We start from the raw sequence: 18588 nt of genomic DNA, 5'->3' as shown, positions 1-18588 counted from the left end.
TAAACATACGGGGTCCCCGGCTAAATACCCCCCCCCCCCCCCCCCCCCGGTGTGGACCGTGGCGCCCATTGAAAACACCACATGGGCCCCAAACTGCCCCCCTCGGCGGTGGCTAACCGGAGGTTGACCGCAGGTCCTGCACCTAGTAGCCGGACGTCCCGATGAAGACCTGGATGAAGGCGAAGAAAATGGTGGCGATCACGGCCACGTAGAGCAGCGCCGTGATGATCCAGCCCGAGTCGCCCAGGATCCTGGTGGCGCCCGCGGGCAGGCGGATCACGCCGTGGGTCACGTTGCGGACGGTAACCCAGACGAACAGGGGAATCATCGCAGCCCAGACGACCATGCAGAACGGGCACAGGATGTGGATGGAGTACAGTGCCTGCGACCACAGCCACACCACAAACGCGAAGCCCAGCGTCACGCCGGCCTGCAGGCCCAGCCAGTACCAGCGGGCAAACGTGGCTCCCGCAAGCATGCCCATGGCCGTGGTGATGACGACCGCGAATGCCACGATGCCCATGAACATGTTCGGGAAGCCGAACACCGAACCCTGCCAGGTCTGCATGACCTGCCCGCAGGAGATCCAGGGGTTCACATCGCACACGGTCACGTGGCTGGGATCCTTGAGGACCTCGAGCTTTTCCAGCACCAGGGCGCCGGAGGCAATCCAGCCCACGACGCCGGTGATCAGGAGCAGCCATGCGAACGGGCGGTCGCGTGTCATCGGAGGCGAGGGCCGTTCCGCGACCGACGTGCTGGAGCCTTGCTGCTGGGCGGCGGCCTCGCTGGTGGCGCTGGAGATGGTGGGCATGGAATGAAAGTCCTTCGGGTCGGGTGCTGCTAGCCCGATTCTATCGCCGGAGGCTGGATGAAGTCCGGGAAGCGTCGTGCTGTCCCCGGTGATTCGGTCCACGGTGCGGTCCGGATGCCTCGCTTACGCCTGATTTGGCGGGTCCTGTGAGACAATGATCGTGGCTGGAACCCGATCCACATCCGGATTCCGGTCCGGCGACTTTGTTCCCAAGACCGCCAATGATGAGCAGGGAGCCACGGATCCTCTGATCCCGGCTGTCCCGCAATGCCATTGGACGGCACCTGGTTGTGACGTGTAGATCAACGGGTTTCAGAACAATTCCGCCGGCCCTCCAGGGCTGCCGCACCCCACTGCCGGTGCGAACCTGAGGGTATCCAATTGACTTCTGTCAATGCCTGCGGGTGTTGACAAATATTTGCCCCAACGGGTGCCGGATGTGGCGGCACGTCAGGGGCAGGAGTGTCGCCAGATATGGATAATGACCAGGTTGTAACGGTTAATGACAACGCCCTCGGCGCCGACGATTCAGCAGAAGCCGCAGCTGTGGCAACGCCGCCGAAGCGGCCCGTCCGGACCCGCCGCAAGGCCCTTCCGAAGAAGGAAGCCCCCGCGGACGCAGCAGGCGCTCCCGAGGACGCAGCAGTCGCAGCAGTTCCCGCCCTGGATGCAGCCGACGCAGTCCCCGCACAGGTGACTGACGCGGCCGAGGCTCCGGCCGCCGAAGCCAAGGCCAAAGCACCCGCCCGGCGTTCCCGCGCCCGCAAGGTCGCCGAACCCCTCCCGGCCTTCGCTGATGACGCCGACACCCCGGCAGCAGAGGCTGCCGCCGCCCCGGCCGCCGAGGCCGCTGCAGCTCCGGCAGAGAAGCCGGTCCGGCGCCGCGCCAGCCGCGCCAAGGCCGCTGCCCCCGCCGTGGAAGCCCCCGCCGCCCCGGCCCCGGCAGGCGAATCCGTCAACGAGACTCCGGCCGCGGAGGAAACCGTTGTCCCCCCGGAGGCAGCATCCGTCGTCTCCGCCCCCGTCAAGGCACCCGCCGCAGCCCCTGTGGCAGCGGAAGAAACGCCGGCCGAAGCACCCTCCTCCGCCGCCGCCTCGCTTTTCCTTGAGCCGGGAGCGGTCACCTCGATGATCTTCCAGGCACCCGACCTGGCCGCCGCCGTGCGCCCGGCCCCGGCGGCCGCCGCTGTGGCAGAAGCTGACGAAGAAGAGGGCGAGGAAGGTGAAGGCGAGGACGCCGGAAGCCGCCGCCGCCGCCGCAGCCGCGGGCGCCGTGGACGCAGCAGCCGCGGATCCGACAGCGAGGCCGGTGCCGAAAGCGAATCTGAAGACGCCGAAGAAGAAGCAGAAGAGGGCGCCGAGGGGCAGCTCGAAGACGGCGTGACCTCGCGCCGCCGCCGCCGCCGCCGCCGTGGTGACCAGGACCTGGAACTGACCGGCGGGGACGACAACGATCCGCCCAACACGGTGACCCGCGTCCGTGCACCCCGTGCAGCCACCGAGGCGCCCGTCAACAACCGCGTCACGTCCCTCAAGGGTTCCACCCGGCTTGAAGCGAAGAAGCAGCGCCGCCGCGAATCCCGCGACACCGGCCGCCGCCGCACCGTCATCACCGAGGCCGAGTTCCTGGCCAGGCGCGAATCGGTCGACCGCCAGATGATCGTCCGCCAGCGCGATGACAGAATCCAGATCGGCGTCCTCGAGGACGGCGTCCTGGCCGAACACTTCGTGTCAAAGACCCAGCAGGATTCCCTGATCGGCAACGTTTACCTGGGCAAGGTCCAGAATGTGCTGCCGTCCATGGAAGCAGCCTTCGTCGACATTGGACGCGGCCGCAACGCCGTGCTCTACGCCGGTGAAGTCAACTGGGAATCCGTCAACCTCGAGGGCAAGCAGCGCCGGATCGAAAACGCGCTGAAATCCGGCGACTCCGTGCTGGTCCAGGTCACCAAGGACCCGGTCGGGCACAAGGGCGCCCGCCTCACGAGCCAGATCTCGCTGCCCGGCCGCTACCTCGTGTACGTCCCCGGCGGTTCCATGACCGGAATCTCCCGCAAGCTGCCCGACGTCGAACGCAACCGCCTGAAGCGGATCCTCAAGGACCGCCTGCCGGAAGATGCGGGCGTCATTGTCCGCACCGCCGCCGAGGGTGCGTCCGAGGAAGAGCTCACGCACGACATCAACCGCCTCCGCGCCCAGTGGGAAGGAATCGAGGGACAGTCGACCTCGACCAAGATCCTCGCCCCCGAACTGCTCTACGGCGAACCCGACCTGACCATCAAGGTGGTCCGTGACGTCTTCAATGAGGACTTCTCCAAGCTGATCGTCTCCGGCGAGGAAGCCTGGGACACCATCGAGGCCTACGTCACCTACGTCGCGCCGGATCTCGTGGGCCGGCTGGAGAAGTGGACCAAGGACACGGACATCTTCGCCGCGTGGCGCATCGACGAGCAGATCCACAAGGCCCTGGACCGCAAGGTCTTCCTGCCCTCCGGCGGCTCCCTCGTGATCGACCGCACCGAAGCCATGACCGTGGTGGACGTCAACACCGGCAAATTCACCGGCAGCGGCGGCAACCTCGAAGAAACTGTCACCAAGAACAACCTCGAAGCAGCCGAGGAAGTCGTCCGGCAGCTCCGGCTCCGCGACATCGGCGGCATCATCGTGATCGACTTCATCGACATGGTGCTCGAATCGAACCGCGACCTCGTGCTGCGCCGCATGGTGGAGTGCCTGGGACGGGACCGGACCAAGCACCAGGTCGCCGAGGTAACCTCGCTGGGCCTCGTGCAGATGACGCGCAAGCGGATGGGCACCGGGCTGCTGGAAGTCTTCGGCGAACAGTGCGAAACCTGCGCCGGCCGGGGCATCGTCACCCACGATGAGCCGGTGGAGCACCGCCGCGCCAACGTCGTGGCGGCCGAGCACCACGTTCCGCGCACTGAGCACCAGCCCGCCGCCGCGCGGACCGAACGCAAGGGCCGCCGCCGCGGCAGGGGCGGCCAGGGCACGGACGAGCAGTCCGCCCCGGCAGCAGTCCACGCCGAGCCCACCGAGGCCGAGCGCCACGCCAAGGCCGAGACCACGCGCGCGGCGCTGGCGAACATCGCGGCCGCGGCGCACGCCGCCCACCTGCATGACGGGGAAGCGGCCACCGCTGCCGACGCCGGGACCCGCCAGGCCGCCCTCAAGGCAGCCGTCGAGCTGGCCGCCACGGAGGAAGCTGCCGGACGTCCCGCCGCCGTGCTGACGTTCGGCGGCGAGCAGGTCGCCCTGCCGTTCGTGGAACACGGAGACGAGTCCAGTGCGCCTGCGCTCACCCTGGACCTCCTGACCGAGGCCTTCGCCCACCTGGGTGAAGCCGAGGCACCGGCAGCCGAGGCACCGGCAGCCACGGCCCCGACAGCCACGGCCCCGACAGCCACGGCTCCGGCCGCGCAGGAACCGGCCGCGCAGGAACCGGCTCTGCAGGAAACGGCTGCGCCGTCCGTGAATGCGCCGGCAACGAAGGCTCCGGCAGCCCGGACCGCAACGGCCGCTCCGGCGCGCACGGGCGGAACCGGACCGGGACGCGCCCAGGCGCCGGGTTCCCAGACCGAAGCGGAAGCCGAGGCCGGCACCTCCCGGGCACGCCGTGGACGCCGCAACCGCAGCGCCAGCCGCGCCCAGGGTGCAGCCAACGAGACCTCGGTGGAACAACGCCAGGAAACCCGGCAGGCCGCCGCCATTTCGGTGCATGAGGCCAAGGTCCCGGCGGCCACCACGCCGGCGGCCAGGCCTGCCGCGAGCGAACCGATCATCCTCGGAGTCGGGGTTCCGGCCTCGGAGCTCTAGCACCGGAACAGTTCAGCAGGGCCGCGGGTGCGGTCCGGACGGCGTAGCAATACGACCAGGTCCGGGCCGCACCCGCGACTTCGTTAAGGGATACGGCTAGGCTGGAAACCTGACACGGGGTGCCGCGCATCGAGCCGGCTGAGATCCAGACCCGTTGAACCTGTCCGGTTAGCACCGGCGAAGGGATGTCTCTCTTGACCACCACCTCTACGTTTCTTCCGTGTGTCCCTGCCCCCTCGGCACCCCGGATCCCGCGGGTGCTCGCGATCGCCGGATCCGACCCCTCCGGCGGCGCCGGGATCCAGGCCGACCTCAAAAGCATCGCCGCGCACGGCGGCTACGGCATGGCGGCCATCACCGCCCTGACCGCGCAGAACACCCGCGGCGTCAGCGCCGTCCATGTCCCGCCGGCAGCGTTCCTCACAGCACAGCTGGACGCCGTCAGCCAGGACATCGACATCGACGCCGTCAAAATCGGGATGCTGGGGGATGCTGCCGTGATCGACGCCGTCCGCAGCTGGCTGGAGAAGGTCCGGCCCGCCGTCGTCGTCCTGGACCCGGTGATGGTGGCGACGAGTGGCGACCGGCTGCTCCAGGCGTCCGCCGAGACGGCGTTGCTGGCGCTGCTGCCGTACGCGGACCTGATCACCCCCAACCTCGCCGAACTCGCCCTCCTGCTCGACGAGCCCGTCGCCGGAAACTGGGCTGTGGCGCTGCAACAGGGCAAACGGCTCGCCGCGCAGACCGGGGCGACGGTCCTGGTGAAGGGCGGCCACCTCGACGGCGGCGGCTGCCCGGATGCGCTGGTCAACACCGGAGGACTGCTGGCCCAGGACGTCGTTGTGGTGCCGGGGGAGCGGGTGCCCACCCGCAACAGCCACGGCACCGGATGCTCGTTGTCCTCGGCGATGGCGACCGTGCAGGCCAGAATCATGGGACAAGCCGGGCCGGGGGACTGGGAGACCGCGCTCCGCGAGGTCAAGCCCTGGCTGCAGGAGGCCCTGCGCACCTCGGCGGACCTCGACGTCGGAACCGGCAACGGCCCGGTCCATCATTTCCACCACGTCCAGCAGCACACCCAGGACCATGGCAGGACCGGCCGCGTCCCGGCCGCGGGGACCTTCGCCGCCGCGCTCCGGGAAGCGGCCACCGGGGACCTGGCGGCGATCTATGGACTGGACTTCATCAAGGCCCTGGCCGTCGGGTCGCTGCCGGAGAAGGAGTTTGCCTACTACCTCGCCCAGGACGCCCTGTACCTGAACGGCTACTCCCGCGTCCTGGCCCGCGCCGCGGCGATCGCGCCCACAGAGGCCGAGCAGCTCTTCTGGGCCCGTTCCGCACAGAACTGCCTCGAAGTCGAGTCGGAGCTGCACCGCACCTGGCTGGGCACCCGTTCGGCGGGTGTGACGCTGGGACCGGTCACCAAGTCCTACGTGGACCATCTGCTGGCTGCCTCGGTCTCCGGCAGCTACGGGGTGCTGGTGGCCGCTGTACTGCCGTGCTTCTGGCTCTACGCCGAGGTCGGGGAGACCCTGCACGCGCAGTTCCTCGCCGCCGGCGCCCCGGACGCGCATCCCTATGCGGCGTGGCTGCGCACCTACGCGGATGAGGCGTTCGCCGCCGCCACCCGGCAGGCGGTCGCCTATGCCGACGCAGCGGCAAGAGCGGCCTCGGAGAGCGAACGGCAGGCCATGATGACGGCGTTCCGGCAGTCCGCCCGGTACGAGGTCGATTTCTTCGACGCGCCGCGGCTGCACGCCTGAGCCCGGGAGCCGGACGGAGCCTGTACGATAGGTGGGCACGGTTCCGGAAGTCGTTGCGGCAACACCCTGTCCATACAGAGTGGCGCCTACCACGTACCTCCCTTCGGAACCAGCCTCATTTGCGGCCGAAGGCAAAATTAGCGTAGTCTGGATCTTCGGTGCTTACGCCAACACTTGGGTTATGACCTTGAGGACGCTCCACTTGATTTCGAGTGCGATTGTCCACGGGATAGCTCATGGGTCCCCCCGGGGAACCCACCGGCGTAGAGGCACAGCGTGAGCCGGACCAAAAACTTTGGACCCAGGTTCCGCACGCAAATCTAGTAATAAACGTCGAGAGAAGTGAGTTCCCCAGTGGTGTACGCGATTGTCCGCGCAGGCGGCCGCCAAGAGAAGGTTTCCGTTGGAGACTTCGTTACCCTGAACCGCGTCCCCGGTGGAGCCGGCAGCACCTTTGAGTTGCCCGCACTGCTCCTGGTAGACGGTGACAAGGTCACGTCTGCAGCTTCGGACCTGGCCAAGGTAAAGGTTACGGCTGAGATCCTTGAGGACCTTCGCGGTCCCAAGATCGTCATCCAGAAGTTCAAGAACAAGACCGGTTACAAGAAGCGCCAGGGTCACCGTCAGGAATTGACCAAGGTCAAGATCACCGGTATCAAGTAACTACTCGTTACTGTTCAGGTTTTCAGCAGATTCCCCAGAATTTTAAGGCAGGCATTTCCAAATGGCACATAAAAAAGGCGCGAGTTCCACTCGCAACGGTCGTGACTCGAACGCCCAGTACCTCGGCGTCAAGCGCTTCGGCGGCCAGGTAGTTTCCGCAGGCGAGATCATCGTCCGCCAGCGTGGCACCCACTTCCACCCGGGCGCCGGCGTTGGCCGTGGCGGCGACGACACCCTGTTCGCCCTGACCCCCGGCGCCGTCGAGTTCGGCACCCGCCGCGGTCGTCGCGTTGTGAACATCGTGGCTGCAGCAGCTGCAGAGTAACAACAAGTCTTAAGTCGGTGGGGCGGACCATTAGGTCCGCTCCACCGGTGTTTTAACCGCATTACAATCATCTTGGGAGTCTTTGGACACCCGGGGAACAGCACTGAGGAGATCCACGTGGCTAGCTTTGTAGACCGGGTAGTACTGCACGTATCCGGCGGTACCGGCGGCCACGGCTGTGTCTCCGTTCACCGCGAGAAGTTCAAGCCGCTCGGCGGTCCCGACGGCGGCAACGGCGGCAACGGCGGCGACGTCATCCTGCGCGTCGACCCCCAGACCACCACCCTGCTTGACTACCACCACGCCCCGCACCGCCACGCCACCAACGGCGGCCCCGGCATGGGCGACTGGCGCGCCGGCAAACACGGCGAGACCCTGATCCTCCCGGTCCCCGAGGGCACTGTGGTCAAGTCCAAGGACGGCACGGTCCTCGCGGACCTCGTCGGCGAAGGCATGGAATACATCGCGGCCGCCGGCGGCATCGGCGGCCTGGGCAATGCCTCGCTCTCCTCGCAGAAGCGCCGCGCCCCCGGCTTCGCGCTGCTCGGCATCGAAGGCGAATCCAGCGACGTCGTCCTGGAACTGAAATCCATCGCCGACATCGCCCTCGTCGGCTTCCCCTCCGCCGGGAAGTCCAGCCTGATCGCCGCCATGTCCGCCGCGCGGCCCAAGATCGCCGATTACCCGTTCACCACCCTGATCCCGAACCTCGGTGTGGTCCAGGCCGGCGATGTCCGCTTCACCATCGCCGACGTGCCGGGACTCATCGAAGGCGCCAGCGAAGGCAAGGGCCTCGGCCACCACTTCCTGCGCCACGTCGAGCGCTGCGCCGCCCTGGTGCACGTCCTGGACTGCGGCACGCTCGAATCGGACCGCGACCCGCTCTCGGACCTCGCCGTCATCGAAGCCGAGCTGGAAAAATACGCCGTGGACATGAGTTTCGCCGGTTCCGACGGTGAAGTGGTCCCGCTGAACCACCGCCCCAGGCTGATCGCCCTGAACAAGGTGGACCTGCCCGACGGCAAGGACATGGCCGAATTCGTCCGGCCCGAACTCGAATCCCGCGGCTACAGGGTCTTCGAGATCTCGGCGACCAGCCACGAGGGCCTCCGCCAGCTCGGCTTTGCCATGGCCGAAATTGTCAAGGCCGCCCGCGACGCCGTCGCCGCCGCCCCGCCGAAGGTCCACGCTCCGGTGCTCAAGCCCCGCGCCGTCAACGAATCAGGCTTCAAGATCCGCCGCGAGGAGAAGAACCTCGAGCCGCTGTTCCGCGTCCTGGGCGACAAGCCGGTGCGCTGGGTCAAGCAGACCGACTTCACCAACGAGGAAGCCATCGGCTACCTCGCCGACCGCCTGGCCAAGCTCGGCGTCGAAAACGAACTCTTCAAACAGGGCGCCAAGCCGGGCGACATGGTCGTCATCGGCGAGGACGACGGCGTTGTCTTCGACTGGGAGCCGACCATGATGGCCGGCGCCGAACTGCTGGCCGCGCCGCGCGGCACGGACGTGCGCTTCGCCGACATCGGCGACCGCCCCACCCGCGGACAGAAGCGCGACGAGCAGGTCGAACGCCGCGAGGCCAAGGCCGCCGCCCGCGCAGAGCTCGAAGCCGAGCGAAAGGCCGGGATCTGGACCGAGTCCGTCAGCGGACGCCGGCCCAAGCCGCTCAAGGAGAGTGGACTGGGCGAAGAAAATGGGGAGTGAACCCGCAGACGTGAGTGCTAGTTCCGCAGTACTGATCGAGGAACCCTGCGATGACAGGAGCGTGCTTGCCAGGGCGCGTCGCATCGTGGTCAAGGTGGGATCGTCGTCGCTCACCAGCATCAAGGGCGGCATTTCCGAAGAAGCGCTCATCTCGCTCTCGGATGCCCTAGCCGTCAAGAGCAATGCGGGTATGGAAATCATCCTGGTGTCGTCCGGGGCCATCGCTGCCGGCCTGGCGCCGCTGGGCCTGGCCAAGCGTCCCCGGGACCTGGCTACCCAGCAGGCAGCGGCCAGCGTGGGTCAGGGACTCTTGATGGCGCGCTACACCCAGGCGTTTGGAGCCCACGGCGTGACTGTCAGCCAGGTGTTGCTCACGGCCGATGACCTCATGAGGCGCAGCCACCATACGAACGCCTTTCGCGCCCTGAACAGGCTGCTAAACCTTGGGGTGGTGCCGGTGGTCAACGAAAACGACACCGTGGCCACGCACAAGATCCGCTTCGGCGACAACGATCGCCTGTCGGCCCTGGTGGCCCATCTGGTCCGTGCTGATGCGCTGGTGCTGCTGTCCGACGTTGATTCGCTCTATGACGGCCCTCCGGCGAAGGGCGCCAAGCGGATTCCCCGTGTCGACGGCCCCCAGGACCTCAAGGGCGTGACCATTGGGGCGCCCGGCAAGGCCGGAGTCGGAACCGGCGGAATGCAGACCAAGGTTGAGGCCGCCATTATGGCGGCCGACTCCGGTATCCCCGCGATGGTCACGTCGACTGCGAATGTGTTGGCAGCCCTGGCCGGCGAGGACGTTGGAACATGGTTCACCGTGAACGGGGCGCGCAAGCCGGTACGGATGATGTGGCTCGCCCACCTCGCGCACGTGGAGGGCCGGCTGATCCTCGACGACGGCGCGGTCAAGGCCGTGCGTGACCGCCACACCTCGCTGCTCCCGGCCGGGATCTCGGCGGTTGAAGGTCATTTCGAAGCAGGGGACGCCGTGGAAATGGTCGCTGCCGACGGAACCGTCATTGCGCGCGGTCTGGTCAACTATTCGGCTGCTGAGTTGCCGCAGATGCTGGGCCGTTCCACGGTGGAGCTCGGTGAGTCGCTGGGACGTGGATTTGACCGCGAGGTTGTTCACGTTGACGATCTGGTTCTGGTTTAGCGAGCGGGCCCGCCTAGACTTGAAGGATGACTGAGGCACTGATTCCCGAAGCGGCTGAGAAATCCAACGACGCCAGGCAGGCAACCCCGGGCCCCGAAACGGAGAAGGCGCGTCCCTCGTCGGCCGACGTCGAGGCAGCCGTCCACGCCATCGCCGACCGTTCGCGCCAGGCCGCCCGCAGAATGGCCAGCGCCAACCGGGCCTGGAAGGACCGCGGACTCCGCGCCATCGCGGCCGCACTGCTGGAAAGCCAGCCCCGGATCCTCGCCGCCAACACCAAGGATGTCGCTGCCGGCAAAGCCAACGGCACCTCCGCGGCAATGCTGGACCGGCTCACCCTCACGGACGCCCGCATCCAGGGCCTCGCCGCCGCGCTGGAGAACCTCGCCACCCTGCCCGATCCTGTCGGCAACGTGGTCCGCGGCCAGACCTTGCCCAACGGGCTCCGGCTGCGCCAGGTCAACGTGCCCATGGGCGTCGTCGCCGCCATCTACGAAGCCCGCCCCAACGTCACCGTGGACATCGCCGGACTGGGCCTCAAGAGCGGCAACGCCGTCATCCTGCGCGGCGGGACCGCCGCTGCCGCCACCAACGCCGCCCTCGTCGCCGTGCTCCGGGACGCCCTCGAATCGGTCGGCCTGCCCGCCGACGCCGTGCAGAGCGTCGACGAGTATGGCCGTGAAGGCGCCAACGTCCTGATGCGCGCCCGCGGCCGCGTCGACGTCCTGATTCCGCGCGGCGGACGTGAACTGATCCAGTCCGTCGTGACCAACGCCAAGGTCCCCGTGATAGAGACCGGCGAAGGCAACGTGCACATCTTCCTGGACGCCTCGGCCAACGAGGAGATGGCCGTGGAGATCCTGCTGAACGCCAAGACCCAGCGGCCCAGCGTGTGCAACACCGTGGAAACCCTGCTGGTCCACTCGGCGTCGACCGTGCTGCCCGCCGTCGCCGAGGCCCTCCGCGCCGCCGGTGTCACCCTGCACGCCGACGAACGGATCCGCGCCGCGCTGCCGGCCACGGTCGTTTCGGTCCCCGCCACTGAGGAGGACTGGGCGACCGAGTACATGGACCTGGACCTCGCCGTGGCTATGGTGGACAGCCTGGACGACGCCGTCAAGCACATCCGCACCTGGTCCACCGGCCACACCGAAGCCATCCTGACCAATGACCTCGGCAACGCCGAACGATTCATCGCGGAGGTGGATTCGGCCGCCGTGATCGTCAACGCGTCCACCCGCTTCACGGACGGCGGCGAACTGGGCCTGGGCGCGGAGGTGGGTATTTCCACCCAGAAGCTGCACGCCCGCGGGCCAATGGGGCTGACGGAACTGACGACCACCAAGTGGATCGTCCAGGGCGAGGGCCAGATCAGGGCCTAGCAACGCTGTAACATGGAACAGAAGTCCGGAACGGCGGGGATACCCGCCGTCGTCAAATCTTGAACTCACTAGGGGAGAACATGCTGTTGCAGCAGATCGCCACAATCGTCACCGCCGCTGGCGAATCAGGCCACGAGGAACTCGCGCCGCTCATTGCTCCGCCGCTCGTCGTTGGCGCCGTGATGTTCGCCCTGCTCATGGTCATGCTGTTCGTCACGCTGTCCTACTCCAACCTGGGCAAGCGCCACGAAGCCGTCGAGGAGCACTCCGACCCGCACCGCCAGCACCCGAACAAGCACGATCACGGCCAAGGGCACTAATATTTCCGCCATCGGGGAGCAGCGCGGCGCCAAGCGCCGCCTGCGTCTGGGTGTGATGGGCGGCACTTTCGATCCCATCCACCACGGGCACCTTGTCGCGGCCAGTGAGGTCGCGGCCAAGTTCGACTTGGACGAAGTGGTCTTCGTGCCCACGGGCCAGCCGTGGCAGAAGATGAGCAAGAAGGTCAGCGAGGCCGAGCACCGCTACCTGATGACAGTCATCGCCACGGCCTCGAACCCGCGCTTCACCGTCAGTCGGGTGGACGTGGACCGGCCCGGGCCCACATACACGATCGACACGCTTCGGGACCTGCACACCCTGCGTCCGGACGCGGACCTCTTCTTCATCACCGGCGCCGACGCCCTGGCCCAGATTCTGTCCTGGAAAGACATCGACGAGCTCTGGTCCCTCGCGCACTTCGTCGGCGTCACCCGGCCCGGCCATGTCCTGGACGGGATGGGCCGCAAGGACGTCAGCCTGCTCGAGGTTCCCGCCATGGCGATCTCCTCGACCGACTGCCGCACCAGGGTCGCGGCAGGGAACCCCGTGTGGTACCTCGTCCCCGACGGCGTCGTCCAGTACATCGCCAAGTACGGACTGTACGGCAGCGACCCGGACACCGGGGACACCTCCGCCGGCAACGGCGCCGCCCGCTTTGACCGAAGCACCGAGATAGCCCAACCCGCCAGCACCGAATGAGTTTGCAATGAGTCAGGAACAGCCACCAATCCGCAGCCGCCGCGAACTGCGGCAGGCCAGAGATGAACGCCTGGAAGCGAACCAGGAGCCCGGTACCCCAGGTCCCGGAGCGGTTTCCCCTGCCTCAAAAATGCCTGGCTCGACTGCCCCTGTCACTCCGGGGCCCGGCAGTATTATTGCCGCCGGCGGTGTGGCCCCCGGCGGTGTTGACCCCGGCGAGCCCACGGAAGCGGAAGTCACCGGCCGTCGCCGGAATCCTGGCCCCGTGGACTCAGTACGCACGTCCGCCGGCTCGGAGCGGTCCTCGCAGGTCCGGGCCCGGGACCGCGCCACCCTGCGCACCATCAAGGAACTCGCCGAAAAAGAGGGCAATCTCTCCGGCGGCGGGCCGCCCACGCGGCGCCAACTCCGGCTGCTGCAGCTGGCGGCCGAAACAGCCCCGGCAACTTCCGCCAACCTGATTGTCCCCGCTTCGCCGCGGACCCGGGCGACTCCGGTCGTCCGTCAGCCCGGCGCCGCCGCCGCTGCACAGCAAGCCGCTGCCGCACCGGAAACGGAAGGTGCGCAACCCGGGGTGGACCGCTCCGTCGCTGATGGCGCCAAAGGCCCCGGGCAGAAGACCGAGGACGCCGGCGCTGCCGGCCGGGGTGGCCAGGAGCCCGCGGGCATGACCGTGGAACAGGCCCTCGCCGCGCGGGAGCTCCTGGCCCAGCAGGCCCAAAACCAGCTGGCCAAAATGGAACACATCAACGCCACCGACCCGGACGCCGTCGACCCTGACGTGCTGGCGGAGCAAATTGCCCTGGCTGAGCGGGCCGCCGTGCTGAACCGCCGGGCGGCCGCGAAACAGAAACTGGCCGAGCAGAACAGCAAGCCCGAACCGGTGCGCAATGACCCGACCACGGCCAACAACCTGGCCATGGTCACACCCCTGGAATTCGTCCAGGTCCCCGGCGTGGAGCGGCCAGTCTTGAAGCGCCCTGCCACGTCCCACGTGCCGGTCGTCACCAACCCGGGTACCCGGGTTGAGCAGCCCCGGAAGTCCGGCATTCGCCGTCCGGGTCCTTCCCGCCAACGGGGTGCGGGCAGCACAAGCAGCCGCGCCGGAGTGCTGGCCCGCGCCGAGGCTGCCGCCAAGGCTGCCTCCTCACCTCAGGCATCGTCCCCCGTGGCCGGGATCCCTGCCGCACCCCAGTCTGACGAGGACTTCGCCGGCGGGTCGCCCGTCGCCGCGAACACCGCTTACGGGCTTGACCCCCTCGACGCGGACACGGCCGGCCTCGGCCGGGCGCGGCGTCTCCGCCTTGTGCAGCTCGCGGTGCTGGTCCTTGGCGTGATGGCGCTGATCGCCGGCATCATCCTGATCATCACCGGCCTCTCCGGCTAGCCACCTTCGTTCCTGGCCTCGCCGTTCCAGCTGGCGGCCCGCGCATTTCCGCTATACACGCTTTTTCACCCAACAAGCTTTCTCATAACAAGCTTTTCCCCAACAAGGAGTCCCGTGACTGCAACAGATTCAGCCATCACCACAGCCCGCCACGCAGCCCGAGCTGCCGCGGAGAAACTCGCCGAGGACATTATCGCAATGGACGTCAGCGAACGGCTGGCCCTGGCCGATATCTTCCTGATCGCCTCCGCGCCGTCCGAGCGCCAGGTCAACGCGATCGTGGACGGCATTGAAGACGAACTTTCCAAGTTCGAGCTCAAGCCGATCCGCCGTGAAGGACGCTCCGGCGGCCGCTGGGTCCTGCTGGACTACGGTGACATCGTCATCCACGTCCAGCACGAGGAAGACCGGGTGTTCTACGCCCTGGAGCGTCTCTGGAAGGACTGCCCCGTCGTGGACCTGCAGCTCGGGGACGACGCCTCCGCTAAGGCCGCGGCAGCCTCCGAAGCGGAGTAGCTGCGGGAGTACAACGGAATATGCCCGATTTGGAATTTTCCGAAAGGCTGTTCTAAGATATTTGAGTTGCTTCGGAGAGATCCGGACCAAAAATCCGGAACCGGCAGTTTTGCTAACGGGTCCGGAGCAACGAAAATTCGGGGCTGTGGCGCAGCTGGTAGCGCACCTGCATGGCATGCAGGGGGTCAGGGGTTCGAGTCCCCTCAGCTCCACCGGATAATCCGCCGGGATCGCAAGATCCCGGCGGATTTTTTTATCCGCTGATGTGGCGGGGCCTGCCACATGGGCACGCATCGGAAGTTTTCCGGGTTGCAGGCGCGGGCGGCGTGTCGATTCGCGTGAACCGGAAATGTGGTTTAAGATAAACAGGTTGCTTCAGGGAAGATGGTCCTTCACGGGAACGTTTTGCCAGGCAAATTCGGGGCTGTGGCGCAGCTGGTAGCGCACCTGCATGGCATGCAGGGGGTCAGGGGTTCGAGTCCCCTCAGCTCCACCGAAGAGGTCCTGCTCACTGAGCAGGGCCTCCTTTGTTTTAGCGGAATGCCTACAAGTGAATTGCGGGGCCAGGCCAGTGCTCAGCCGTTAAGCCTGCCGGATTTCCGGCTCTCCCGCCAGGCCCGCCATGCGCCCGTGGACCACAGGGCCCACAGCACAAGGAGCGGCTGGAACAGCAGGCGGATTCCCCGGCTCAGGTCTGAATTGAGTCCGAACGAATCGGTGCCCGTGGTGAACTGGGAGATGTTGCCCGGGAAGACCGCGACGAAGAAGGCTGCGACTATCCAGCCGAGAGCCAGCCGCCACCGACTGAGCAGCAGCAGGCCCAGCCCCAGGCCGATCTCCACCAGGCCGGAAGCGACCACGACGAAGTCCACGTCCAGCGGCAGCCAGGGCGGCACCTGGGCGTAGAACGACTCACGGCTCCAACCCAGGTGGCTGACACCGGCCAGGACCAGGAAGCCGCCCAGCAGGAGCCGGCCGGCGCGCCGCAACCCCGGGTGCAGCCGGGAATCCGCGGCCCGGGGCGGCACCGGAGGGTGCGGTGGAACCGGACCGGGGGACTGTACTGGATTGTTGGCCATGCGGCGCCACCTTCACTCTGGGGAAATCAGCTTAGCAATCCGGTCTGGGCGGCCTTCGTTCCTCCTGCTCGACTAAAGTTGGGCACGTGAATGAGACCCTGCCGCCCTGCCCTGAGTGCTCCAGCGAATACACGTATGAGATGGGGGCGCTCCTGGTCTGCCCGGAGTGCGCGCATGAGTGGTCCCCGGTTGCGGAGCCGGAGCCGGAGGACCAGGAGCCCCAGCCGATCAAGGACGCCGTCGGCAACATCCTCGCGGACGGGGACACCGTCACAGTCATCAAGGACCTCAAAATCAAGGGCAGTTCCACCGTGATCAAGGTCGGCACCAAGGTCCGCGGAATCCGGCTTGTGAACGGCGTGGGCGACCACGACATCGACTGCAAAGTGGACGGCGTTGGTCCCATGCAGCTCAAATCCAGCGTGGTCAGGAAGATTTGACCGGGTCCTGACCGCCCGTCCGCTGGCATGGCCGGGTTTCATGTGCCCCGGGCGGTTGTTTGGCCTCGGGGGCGGAGCGTGTTAGACATGGCTCAGACCCAGTCCTCCCACGCGAGTAGGAACTTATGGCTGAAACGCTTCGGATGCCCCCCGGTGGCGGCCGATGAACGGCCGCGCCGCACGATGGAGAGATGCGCTGCGCACCCAGCTATGGCCCCTCCCGGCGGCAGCAGTCGGCCTGGCCGTTGCCCTGGGAACGATGGTTCCCGCGTTGGACGCTGCTGTTGACGGCGAGTTGCCTGAGGGTATCGCCGTACTCCTGTTCAGCGGTGGACCCGAGGCGGCCAGAGCGGTCCTGCAGGCCATCGCCGGCTCGCTCATCACCGTTACGTCCCTGACGTTCTCCCTGACAGTGGTGACGCTGCAGCTGGCGAGCAGCCAGTTCTCGCCACGACTGCTGCGGACCTTCACCTCGGACCGGTTCGTCCACGTTACGCTGGCCCTGTTTTTGGCTGCCTTCGCGTTCTCCCTGACAGTCCTTCGAAGCGTCCGCGATGAGGGCAGCGGGGCCGAGGCGTTTGTCCCTGAAATCTCCGTCACCATAGCTTTCGTGCTGGCCATCTCCAGCGTCATCGGCCTGGTGCTCTTCCTGGCACACCTCACCCGGGAAATCCGCGTGGAGACCATGATGCGGCGGGTCAACGTCGAAACGCAGGACACCATGGACCGCGTCTTTCCCCAGGACCGCCCGGGCCGGGGGGCAGAACCGGAACCTGTTCCAGCGGCGATCCTTATCGAGTCCGCCCACTCCGGATTCCTGACGTCAGTGGACAAAGCATCGCTCGTGCAGGCGGCCGCCAACGCGGGGGGAGTCATTCGGCTGGACCGTGAACCGGGAGGCTCCCTGGTCAAAGGCGTACCCTTCGCGACCGCATGGCCGGACACGGCCGGGGCAACCTTCACATCTGCCATTCGGGATGAGCTGGGCACCAGCGTCAACGCCGCCGTCGCCACCGGGTTTGAACGCACCAACGTCCAGGATGTCGGATTCGGCTTCCGCCAGCTGGTCGACGTCGCCGCACGGGCACTTTCCCCGGGCATCAACGACCCCACCACGGCAGTGCACATCATCGGGCACCTCTCCGCGCTGCTGTGCCGGCTGATGGAGAGAAACCCCGGTCCCGAGCACCTCGCCGATGACGAGGGGCGGGTAAGGGTGGTCCTCGCACTGCCCACTTTCAAGGACCTTCTGGATCTGGCCATGAACCAGCCCCGGCTCTACGGTGCAGCGGACCCCGACGTCGCCGCGCGCCTCCTTGGCCTTCTTCAGGAGCTCTCCTGGTGCGACCGGAACGGCCGATACCGGATGGAGATCCTGGACCACCGGGGACGGATGCTCGCGGCTATCGGCGCTGGAAAATACTCACCAGCCGAACGGCAGCATCTGCTGGACCTGGCAGCAGCGGTGGGCATTACCCGGCCCCCTGTCTGAGTTTCCTCGACTTGTTTCGTGGCCGATACGCCGGCTTTCTGGTGTTCCGCCACAAGGGGGCGCAGCTGTGTTCCGAAGGACGTGAGGGCGGGGTTGTCTGTGCGGTGCACGGCCATGGCGGTGATTCTGCCGTCACGCAGCCGGTAGAAGAACATGGCCTCATTGCAGAAGATCGACGCCGGGGGGCAGTTTTTCGCGGATGGCCGGGCCCAGACAATCCAGCAAGCGACGCCGGGGGTGCGGGCATGCTCGGTTCTTCACGCAGCCGGGACGCCCCACGGCGCCGGCACGGCGGCCAGGCGGACCTATGGATAGTGTCCGGGAACAGGCAGATAATAAATGCAAGCACCGTGCCGCGCCAGGCCGGTGCCCATGGCCGGGGAATCGGCGCCCTTTCCGATTCAGGTTCCCTGCCGCACTTCAGGGGGAGGAAAAGTTCCCGTGCCACTGTCCGACGAAGAGCGCAGACGCCTTGAAATGCTCGAACAGGACCTGGCCGCAAGCGACCCGGACCTGAACCTCGAACTGCAGTCCGGACAACCCCGCGGTATGGCTGCCCGCGCGGTGTTCGGTATTTTAGCCGCGGTGGCCGGTTTCGCGCTGATCATCGCTGGGATCATCACGCAGATCACGACCATAGGCGTTGTCGGCTTCCTGCTGATGGGCGCGGGTGCCCACTGGTTCCTCAGCGGCCGCGGCCCGCGCCACGGATCCGGCTACCCGTTTTTGACCTCAGCAGGGCCATGAACAAGTCACCATCCCCCGCACCGGGCGGGCGAGGACACCGACGGCGGCTGTGGGGAGCGCTCGGCGGGGGAGCCGCAGGCTTCGTCCTGGCATCCGTCGCCTACCTGTTGATCACCCCTGTGCTGGAAGCCAGCCCCGGGTGGGTCCGGGAGCTGCAGGGTCTGTCGTGGAACCTTGTTCCCGGCCTCACTGTGCTCGGCGGCGTCACCGGATGGATGCTAGCGGGCCCCGGCCGCGCCAAATTCGACGACGGCTGACAGGGA

Annotated in this window: 17 protein-coding genes, 2 tRNA genes and 1 riboswitch; of the genes, 17 read left to right on the top strand and 2 right to left on the bottom strand. The window is 67.1% G+C overall.

Going from position 1 to position 18588, the window contains the following annotated elements; all coding sequences use genetic code 11:
• Positions 1-142 precede the first annotated feature (142 nt).
• Positions 143-814 (bottom strand): vitamin K epoxide reductase family protein, encoded by a 672-nt coding sequence (locus ABIB29_RS06375; RefSeq protein ID WP_354171056.1) that lies wholly within the window; start codon positions 812-814, stop codon positions 143-145.
• Between the two features lie 474 nt (positions 815-1288).
• Here ABIB29_RS06375 and ABIB29_RS06370 point away from each other — a divergent pair, with 474 nt between their 5' ends.
• The 13 genes from ABIB29_RS06370 to ABIB29_RS06310 all read left to right on the top strand — a co-directional run bounded on the left by ABIB29_RS06370 (position 1289) and on the right by ABIB29_RS06310 (position 15060).
• The gene (locus tag ABIB29_RS06370) at positions 1289-4648 is read left to right on the top strand and encodes an Rne/Rng family ribonuclease (protein WP_354171054.1); all 3360 of its coding nucleotides are present in this window, start codon (positions 1289-1291) and stop codon (positions 4646-4648) included.
• A 105-nt stretch (positions 4649-4753) separates the two neighbouring features.
• Positions 4754-4851: riboswitch (TPP riboswitch) on the top strand.
• Positions 4834-6411 carry a bifunctional hydroxymethylpyrimidine kinase/phosphomethylpyrimidine kinase gene (locus ABIB29_RS06365; protein WP_354171052.1) on the top strand — a complete coding sequence of 526 codons (1578 nt, stop codon included), beginning with the start codon at positions 4834-4836 and terminating at the stop codon, positions 6409-6411. Its footprint overlaps the riboswitch before it by 18 nt.
• Before the next feature lie 354 nt (positions 6412-6765).
• Positions 6766-7074 (top strand): 50S ribosomal protein L21, encoded by a 309-nt coding sequence (rplU, locus tag ABIB29_RS06360; protein WP_024368343.1) that lies wholly within the window; start codon positions 6766-6768, stop codon positions 7072-7074.
• Between the two features lie 61 nt (positions 7075-7135).
• Positions 7136-7399, top strand: a complete 264-nt coding sequence (gene rpmA / locus ABIB29_RS06355) for a 50S ribosomal protein L27 (protein ID WP_009372867.1) — start codon at positions 7136-7138, stop codon at positions 7397-7399.
• A 117-nt stretch (positions 7400-7516) separates the two neighbouring features.
• On the top strand, positions 7517-9103 hold the full coding sequence (obgE, locus tag ABIB29_RS06350) for a GTPase ObgE (protein WP_354171050.1): 1587 nt from the start codon (positions 7517-7519) through the stop codon (positions 9101-9103).
• Positions 9093-10262 (top strand): glutamate 5-kinase, encoded by a 1170-nt coding sequence (proB, locus tag ABIB29_RS06345; protein WP_494954247.1) that lies wholly within the window; start codon positions 9093-9095, stop codon positions 10260-10262. The genes obgE and proB overlap by 11 nt, the downstream gene beginning before the upstream one ends.
• 26 nt (positions 10263-10288) lie before the next feature.
• Positions 10289-11644: a glutamate-5-semialdehyde dehydrogenase gene (locus ABIB29_RS06340; protein WP_354171046.1), complete on the top strand. Its 1356-nt coding sequence runs from the start codon at positions 10289-10291 to the stop codon at positions 11642-11644.
• An 80-nt stretch (positions 11645-11724) separates the two neighbouring features.
• Positions 11725-11964, top strand: coding sequence for a hypothetical protein (locus ABIB29_RS06335; RefSeq protein ID WP_354171044.1), 240 nt, complete (start codon positions 11725-11727; stop codon positions 11962-11964).
• 55 nt (positions 11965-12019) lie between these two features.
• On the top strand, positions 12020-12664 hold the full coding sequence (nadD, locus tag ABIB29_RS06330) for a nicotinate-nucleotide adenylyltransferase (RefSeq protein WP_502915558.1): 645 nt from the start codon (positions 12020-12022) through the stop codon (positions 12662-12664).
• A gap of 265 nt (positions 12665-12929) precedes the next feature.
• Positions 12930-14051, top strand: a complete 1122-nt coding sequence (locus tag ABIB29_RS06325) for a hypothetical protein (protein ID WP_354171042.1) — start codon at positions 12930-12932, stop codon at positions 14049-14051.
• A gap of 114 nt (positions 14052-14165) precedes the next feature.
• Positions 14166-14567, top strand: coding sequence for a ribosome silencing factor (gene rsfS / locus ABIB29_RS06320; protein WP_354171040.1), 402 nt, complete (start codon positions 14166-14168; stop codon positions 14565-14567).
• A 139-nt stretch (positions 14568-14706) separates the two neighbouring features.
• Positions 14707-14779, top strand: a tRNA-Ala gene (locus ABIB29_RS06315).
• A gap of 208 nt (positions 14780-14987) precedes the next feature.
• Positions 14988-15060, top strand: a tRNA-Ala gene (locus ABIB29_RS06310).
• A gap of 82 nt (positions 15061-15142) precedes the next feature.
• Here the strand turns inward: ABIB29_RS06310 and ABIB29_RS06305 are convergent.
• Positions 15143-15646 carry a DoxX family protein gene (locus ABIB29_RS06305; protein ID WP_354171038.1) on the bottom strand — a complete coding sequence of 168 codons (504 nt, stop codon included), beginning with the start codon at positions 15644-15646 and terminating at the stop codon, positions 15143-15145.
• Positions 15647-15732: 86 nt separating this feature from the next.
• On the opposite strand from ABIB29_RS06305, the gene ABIB29_RS06300 reads away from it, so the two are divergent.
• The 4 genes from ABIB29_RS06300 (at position 15733) to ABIB29_RS06285 (ending at position 18582) form a co-directional block, all read left to right on the top strand.
• A complete protein-coding gene (locus ABIB29_RS06300; protein ID WP_354171036.1) occupies positions 15733-16086 on the top strand; it encodes a zinc ribbon domain-containing protein YjdM in 354 nt (117 codons plus the stop codon).
• 163 nt (positions 16087-16249) lie between these two features.
• Positions 16250-17578 carry a DUF2254 domain-containing protein gene (locus ABIB29_RS06295; RefSeq protein ID WP_354171034.1) on the top strand — a complete coding sequence of 443 codons (1329 nt, stop codon included), beginning with the start codon at positions 16250-16252 and terminating at the stop codon, positions 17576-17578.
• A 441-nt stretch (positions 17579-18019) separates the two neighbouring features.
• A complete protein-coding gene (locus ABIB29_RS06290; RefSeq protein WP_354171032.1) occupies positions 18020-18325 on the top strand; it encodes a DUF3040 domain-containing protein in 306 nt (101 codons plus the stop codon).
• Positions 18322-18582, top strand: coding sequence for a hypothetical protein (locus tag ABIB29_RS06285; protein ID WP_354171030.1), 261 nt, complete (start codon positions 18322-18324; stop codon positions 18580-18582). The genes ABIB29_RS06290 and ABIB29_RS06285 overlap by 4 nt, the downstream gene beginning before the upstream one ends.
• Positions 18583-18588 lie beyond the last annotated feature (6 nt).

The organism is Arthrobacter sp. UYEF36 (assembly GCF_040547025.1).
Taxonomy (GTDB): domain Bacteria; phylum Actinomycetota; class Actinomycetes; order Actinomycetales; family Micrococcaceae; genus Arthrobacter.
The sequence above is the reverse complement of the archived record's forward strand: the minus strand, read 5'-3'. Positions and strand labels throughout refer to the sequence as shown.

Coding starts and splice junctions, on each gene's coding strand:
- ABIB29_RS06375 (WP_354171056.1), bottom strand. CDS start 814: ATGCCCACCATCTCCAGCGCCACCAGCGAGGCCGCCGCCCAGCAGCAA.
- ABIB29_RS06370 (WP_354171054.1), top strand. CDS start 1,289: ATGGATAATGACCAGGTTGTAACGGTTAATGACAACGCCCTCGGCGCC.
- ABIB29_RS06365 (WP_354171052.1), top strand. CDS start 4,834: ATGTCTCTCTTGACCACCACCTCTACGTTTCTTCCGTGTGTCCCTGCC.
- rpmA (WP_009372867.1), top strand. CDS start 7,136: ATGGCACATAAAAAAGGCGCGAGTTCCACTCGCAACGGTCGTGACTCG.
- proB (WP_494954247.1), top strand. CDS start 9,093: ATGGGGAGTGAACCCGCAGACGTGAGTGCTAGTTCCGCAGTACTGATC.
- ABIB29_RS06340 (WP_354171046.1), top strand. CDS start 10,289: ATGACTGAGGCACTGATTCCCGAAGCGGCTGAGAAATCCAACGACGCC.
- ABIB29_RS06335 (WP_354171044.1), top strand. CDS start 11,725: ATGCTGTTGCAGCAGATCGCCACAATCGTCACCGCCGCTGGCGAATCA.
- nadD (WP_502915558.1), top strand. CDS start 12,020: ATGGGCGGCACTTTCGATCCCATCCACCACGGGCACCTTGTCGCGGCC.
- ABIB29_RS06305 (WP_354171038.1), bottom strand. CDS start 15,646: ATGGCCAACAATCCAGTACAGTCCCCCGGTCCGGTTCCACCGCACCCT.
- ABIB29_RS06295 (WP_354171034.1), top strand. CDS start 16,250: ATGAACGGCCGCGCCGCACGATGGAGAGATGCGCTGCGCACCCAGCTA.
- ABIB29_RS06285 (WP_354171030.1), top strand. CDS start 18,322: ATGAACAAGTCACCATCCCCCGCACCGGGCGGGCGAGGACACCGACGG.